Genomic DNA, 6000 nt, shown 5'->3' with positions numbered 1-6000 from the left:
GCTAGTGTAAAAGCAAGCGATAATGCTAAAGCACATGCAGCGGATAATTCTGCTGTACTTGCAGTAGCAGTAGAAGTACCTGCTGAAGAAGCTGTTGAAGAAGTAGTCGCTGATGAAGAAACAGTAGTAGTGGAAACTGAAACAGAAGAAACTGAAGTAGTTGAAGAAGAGGCAGAAGTAACTGAGGTTGAAAAAGTAAACCCATCTGCAGCTAACAAAGCAAAGGCACAAGCTAGTGTAAAAGCAAGCGAAACTGCGAAAGCACATGCAGCAGCCAATTCAGCTGTACTTGCAGTAGCAGTAGAAGTTACTGCTGAAGAAGCTATTGAAGAAGAAACTGAAGTTGTATCTGAAGAGGTTGCAGAAAATGTAGTGGCTGATGAAGAACCAGTGGAAGCTGAAACTGAAACAGAAGAAATACTAGTTGTTGAAGAAGAAGCAGAAGTAACTGAAGAAGATGCTGTTGTTGAAATTGATTTGAAGAATTAATCAATATTCATTAGGACCGGAGGATTTTTCCTTCGGTTTTTTTGTGCATTTTTCATTTAATGTTATCATGCTAAATTCGGAATCACCAAACCTGCTGAATGGGCCCTCGATTCAGACACAGTGGGCTTCGAATTCACCTCTGTGTTTACACTATTTAGTACAAAAGGCAACAAAGATTACGAAAAGAGCCTAAATAAAAGAAAAAGGCGGTATAACCTAAAGACCTCCCCGACAATACCATTTCCGATATATTCAAAAGTATCCTTATCAGCATAAACAATCATCTTTTTCTGCGCGCCTAAATACGTTGTTGGAAAAAGTATCCTGCGTTGTGTTAAATTTTTATTTCAGTCTGCCGTGACAAGAAAATGTCCTTACAAGACAACCCATCAATCTATCAGCAAATTTATACGAATGTTCCCTTTTCTTTTAAATAGCATTATTCAATAGTATCTTTCGTTATGCTATGGGCAAATAGAATGGTACCTCTTAAGCTAGCAATAGGCCCGGTTTCATTATGAGCCCGGCCTTTTGCTATTAAAATTAAGTATTTTCAAGAATAGAGAGTTATCCCCAACAGTCCGGAAAGTACAATCACATAGATGGGATTCCAACGAAGTTTTAATAAGACAAATAAGGATAGTACAAAGATGAGCCATATGCTTATGGAACGAAAAGAGAAATCGAAGGCAACAAGGTGATTAGATCGGGCAAAACTTATCGCTGCAAAGATAATTAAACTAGTAACAAGCGGCTTTAACCCATAAAATATGGCTTCTACCAAGGGATTGTGTTGCCATTTTATAAAAAAGGCAGCTACCGTTAGCACTAAAATCACAGAGGGAAGCAAGATGGCAACGGCAGCTAGAATGGCGCCGCTGATTCCTGCTGTTGAATAACCTATTAAAATAGCACTATTGGCAGCGATTGGACCTGGGGACATACCAGCAATAGCGATCATATTGGTTAACTGTTCGGAGGACATCCAGCCGTATTTCGTAACCGCCGCATCGATAAAGGGCATCATCGCGTATCCTCCTCCAAAAGAGAAAAACCCCATGAAAAAAAATGTGTGGAATAGCTCCCATAACACCATACATAGCCCTCCTTGTTCTTAGATTCCAGCTCCCATAAAATAATCAGGGTTCGTGGCAGGGTCATGTTTCTTCTTATGTTTGTAGCCCATTTTTTTCTTTAAAAAAACCACTACTACACCGGTTAAGGCTCCGAGCAAAATTGCAACGGTCGGATGAACAATAAACAGTACCGGAACCCCTGCAAGCAAGATACAGAAGGTGGTTTTGTCAACGATGGCCGTTTTGGCGATTTTGATGGCTGCATAGATGATAATCGCTACAATGGTGATTCTTATGGATACAAAGGCCGCTTCTAGTTTTGGATGATCATGAATGAAAAGGTAGGATGCTCCTAAAGCGAGAACGATTAAAAAAGTGGGAAGCGAAACCCCGATCATTGCGGCTAGTGCTCCTTTTACTCCGCCAATTCTATGACCAATAAAAGTGGCCGAGTTAATGGCAACCGATCCGGGTATCGATTGCGATAGAGCAAACACATCTGCCACTTCCTCGCTGTCCAGCCATTTTCGTTTTTCTACTATTTCACTTTCGATGAGAGGGACCATGGCAAAGCCCCCTCCAAACGTAACAGGGCTTATTTTGAAAAAGGTCCAAAAGATTTCAAACAGTGTTTTCCAAAGTTCCTTCATGTTTATCCCTCCTTCTATGGGAATATGAATCTATATACTACGTTATCAGACCAGGCTCGAAGGGTAAATTGCAATAAATTTATAGGCTATAACCAATACGTATAGCCTGTGGGATATAATACTAGAGAAGATAGTTGTGTTGTGGAGGTTGAATTTACTTGAACATAGAAAGTCTGCAAATGTTTTGTTTGGTCGTCGATGAAGGAAGTATTAGTCAGGCTGCAAGATTAAGCTATGTCTCCCAGCCTGCGGTAACGAGACAGATTCACCAACTGGAAAATTTTTATGGTGCCTTGTTATTTGACCGGACGGATGGAAAGCTGAAGGTAACAGAGGCTGGAAAAATGTTATATCCGTTTGCCAAATCGATTGTTCATGATTTTCATCGTTCCAAGGAAAGCATGAAACAGGCAATGGGTGAGTATCATACAACCCTTCATGTCGGCGCCTCTTTTACGATCGGTGAGTATTTATTGCCAAGCTTGTTGGGGAGGTATAAAAAACAAACGCCCGACAATAAAGTGACCTTGACCATTAAAAATACGCCAGGCGTTTTGGAAGACTTATCTAATGATGTAATCGATATGGCCCTGGTGGAAGGGCTGGTTGAGAATAAGGAATTTATCGTTGAGAAATTCGCTGACGATGAACTCATTGTTGTTTGTTCGCCGGAACATGTGTGGGGAGAACAGATTTTGATTGAAGAGCTGATTAATGAACGGATAATCTGGCGGGAATCTGGATCTGGAACACGACTGATTGTGGAAAACTCCTTAAGAGAATATGGGATATTAGAAAAAATGGAAAGCTATATGGAATTAGGCAGTACGCAAGCAATTAAAGGTGCCGTCGAAGCGGGACTTGGAATCAGTATCCTGCCAAGACTAACGGTTGCTAGAGAACTAAAGCTTGGACTATTACGAGAAGTAGACATAGAAGGAGTAATCATTTCAAGAAACCTATGGCTAGTAAAAAAACAACAACGCTTCAATAAAATCGGCGTCTCCCAGTTCTTAGAATTCATCCAAAATGGTGCCTGTCACTCCTCGAAGGTAAAGTCGAAAAAGTAAAGCTAGATTAATTGGGGAATATTGTTAATTATTTTTCAAAGTTTCTTTCATTTACTAATGTACAATTAGGTTTGGAATTAGGATTATTCTTAGGAATTTCCAATCCAAAGATGTTAAAGTAACAAAAAAACGATTCGCCTCACGCGCGAATCGTTCTTTTTTTGTGATTTATACATACCTATTCCGGCCGGACAACATTCCAAATACCACAATAACCATTGAAACTACAATAAGGGTAAGGATTGGAAGGGTCCACGAATGCGCCATATCATATAAATAGCCAATAAACAAAGGACCCACTGCTGCAAGGAGGTAACCTGTTGATTGCGTCATTCCAGATAACTCAGCTGCTTGATTGGCACTCCTAGCACGAAGACCGATATAGCTTAGCGCTAAGGGAAAGGCTCCACCCAATGCGAATCCGATTAAGGCAATACTCACGATTAAAACCGGATACGATGAACCCAACAGTAATCCACTATAACCAACAATGGAGCACATCCCTAACATGAATGCAATCCATACCTGTGATTGAGCACGTCCTGCGAGGACGGGAATGAAGAAACTAGCGGGTAATCCAACTAGCTGGGTAAAGGAAAGCAACCACCCGGCAGTTTCCATACTCATGCCATGACTATGCAAAATCTCAGGCAGCCAAGAAATGGTTACATAAAATAAAAAGGACTGAAACCCCATAAAAATGGCGATTTGCCAGGCAAGAGGAGTACGCCACATTCTATTAGAGGCAGAACTCATCTGTTGTATGCTTCCAGAATCCCTTAAATTATATTTTCGAAGAAGCACCCACACTAGGATTGCCACTACCACCGGTAGCGCCCATACGATTTGGGCCCCCTGCCACCCAAGGTTTAAATCAGTTGCTAAAGGTACGCTGATTCCGGACGCTAAGGATGCAATAAATCCCATTGATGTTGAATAGACACTTGTCATCAAACCGAATTTCTGTGGGAACTTGTCTTTTACAACGGCGGGCAAAAGTACATTTCCAATGGCAATCCCCAATCCAGCCAAAAGTGTTCCAGTGAAAAGGAAAAAGGTCATAGGAATCGACCTTATCACTATTCCAATTAAAAGAGATGTTAAACCAATAATTAATGTCAATTCATTTGTCAGCTTATTGGCTATTTTTGGTACAAGGGGAGACATGATCGCGAAAACAACTAAAGGTAAACTCATCAATAAACCTGCACTCCAATGGGCAAGTCCCACGTCTTCCTGGATCATACCCACTAACGGTCCTAGCGATGTAATCGCTGGGCGTAGATTAAAGGCAATAAGGACAATCCCGGCAATAAAAAAATATATATAAGTTGATTTTGTATTTGCTTTTGATTCTAAAAACTCCAAAAGAGCAACTCCTCTCTAAAAAACAAACCTTTTAAAGTATAGCATAATCAAGGAGTTCCCGTTAATTTCAGGAGCAAGGCAACTTGTCCTCACCATTCTTTACTCAACTGAATAAGCTAGTGTGATAAGCAGTTATCGTAAGGGGTGGCATTGTGGGCAGAAAGTTAAAGATTGCGATGATTTCACCAGGTACTTTTCCGATATCGGGTGGAAAATCTAGTTCGATTGAGATGTTAATGAAGAAGCTGGCGAGTCTTTTTCAAAATGAGGCAGATGTTTTTATGTTTGGAAAAAAGTTTAGGAAACAGCCTGGAATTGAAACGATTGGTTCCATCACTTACTATCGTTATCTCTCCTCCAAGGGTAAAACGTATATTAACCAATGTATTGAGCAGCTGCAGGAAATCCAGCCAGATATTATTCATATTGAGAATCGCCCTCGATTTGCCAAAGCCGTCCGTTTAGCGATGCCTAAGGCGAAAATCGTTTTGGCTCTCCAGTCTACAGTGTTTATGTCACGGCCGCATATTAGGAAAGCGGAAATGATGACCTGTTTGGAGGCAGCAGATGCAATTGTAGTCAATAGTCATTTTTTAAAGAATCATATGATAAAAGAAACGCTGTGTTCTCCCTCCAAGATTACCGTTAACCATTTAGGAGTAGACATCAATCAATTTCAACCTAAATGGCATCATGAACAGAAAAAAAAGACGGCACTGTTAAAAAAAAAATGGGGTGTAACCGATAGGAAAATTCTCCTTTATGCGGGCAGGCTAATTGAAAAAAAAGGTGTTCACCATATTCTCGAGGCAATGCCTGAACTCATAAAATTTGACCCTTCCATCGTTCTCTTTATTGCAGGAAGTTCCCTTTCTCCCACTTCTGAAAAGCTTGCATACGAAGCCCGCTTACGGGAACTGGCTAAGAAAGTGAAGGGTCATGTGATCTTTGCCTCTTTTATAACACATGATCAGATCCACACTTGGTATCAAATAGCCGACATACTCTTGGTTCCATCTGCGGCTGAACCGTTCGGACTTGTGAATGTAGAGGCGATGGCAGTGGGGACTCCTGTTATTGGAACAAATTCAGGCGGAATTCCAGAAATTATCGAACATGGAAAAACGGGTATTCTCGTTGATCCAGAAAGGGTGGTTCAGGAACTGACCTGGCAGATTCTTAAATTGCTTTCTGATCCTGAAAAAATCATGAGGATGGGCGTGTATAGTGCCTTACACGTTAGAGCTAATTTCACCTGGGTGCACACGGCACAGAGGCAGTTAGCGTTATACCGAGCATTAGCTGATAAGTCTTTATGAGCTACATGGAGTACCATTCTTTCTGAGT

The 6000-nt window shown here is 41.0% G+C and carries 5 protein-coding genes and 1 pseudogene; 3 read left to right on the top strand and 3 right to left on the bottom strand.

What is annotated here, in order from left to right:
* Positions 1-489: pseudogene (locus ACIQAA_RS08670) on the top strand (hypothetical protein); the annotation flags it as partial.
* Positions 490-1042: 553 nt separating this feature from the next.
* Here the strand turns inward: ACIQAA_RS08670 and ACIQAA_RS08665 are convergent.
* A complete protein-coding gene (locus tag ACIQAA_RS08665; protein WP_402617738.1) occupies positions 1043-1585 on the bottom strand; it encodes a chromate transporter in 543 nt (180 codons plus the stop codon).
* Between the two features lie 18 nt (positions 1586-1603).
* Complete coding sequence (locus tag ACIQAA_RS08660) at positions 1604-2215, bottom strand: chromate transporter (RefSeq protein WP_402617735.1); 612 nt, start codon at positions 2213-2215, stop codon at positions 1604-1606.
* Positions 2216-2373: 158 nt separating this feature from the next.
* Between ACIQAA_RS08660 and ACIQAA_RS08655 the strand changes: the two genes are divergently transcribed.
* Positions 2374-3285, top strand: coding sequence for a LysR family transcriptional regulator (locus ACIQAA_RS08655; protein ID WP_402617732.1), 912 nt, complete (start codon positions 2374-2376; stop codon positions 3283-3285).
* A 168-nt stretch (positions 3286-3453) separates the two neighbouring features.
* Here the strand turns inward: ACIQAA_RS08655 and ACIQAA_RS08650 are convergent, their stop codons facing one another.
* Positions 3454-4653: a CynX/NimT family MFS transporter gene (locus tag ACIQAA_RS08650; protein ID WP_402617730.1), complete on the bottom strand. Its 1200-nt coding sequence runs from the start codon at positions 4651-4653 to the stop codon at positions 3454-3456.
* A gap of 152 nt (positions 4654-4805) precedes the next feature.
* Here ACIQAA_RS08650 and ACIQAA_RS08645 point away from each other — a divergent pair, with 152 nt between their 5' ends.
* Positions 4806-5972, top strand: a complete 1167-nt coding sequence (locus tag ACIQAA_RS08645) for a glycosyltransferase family 4 protein (protein ID WP_402617727.1) — start codon at positions 4806-4808, stop codon at positions 5970-5972.
* Positions 5973-6000 lie beyond the last annotated feature (28 nt).

This window comes from Neobacillus sp. NPDC093182 (assembly GCF_044754045.1).
Note: the sequence above shows the minus strand (reverse complement) of the source record. Positions and strands in the feature narration are given on the sequence as shown.

What these genes read in the sequence shown, in the direction of transcription:
- ACIQAA_RS08665 (WP_402617738.1), bottom strand. Translation starts at nt 1,585, where the DNA reads ATGGTGTTATGGGAGCTATTCCACACATTTTTTTTCATGGGGTTTTTC.
- ACIQAA_RS08660 (WP_402617735.1), bottom strand. Translation starts at nt 2,215, where the DNA reads ATGAAGGAACTTTGGAAAACACTGTTTGAAATCTTTTGGACCTTTTTC.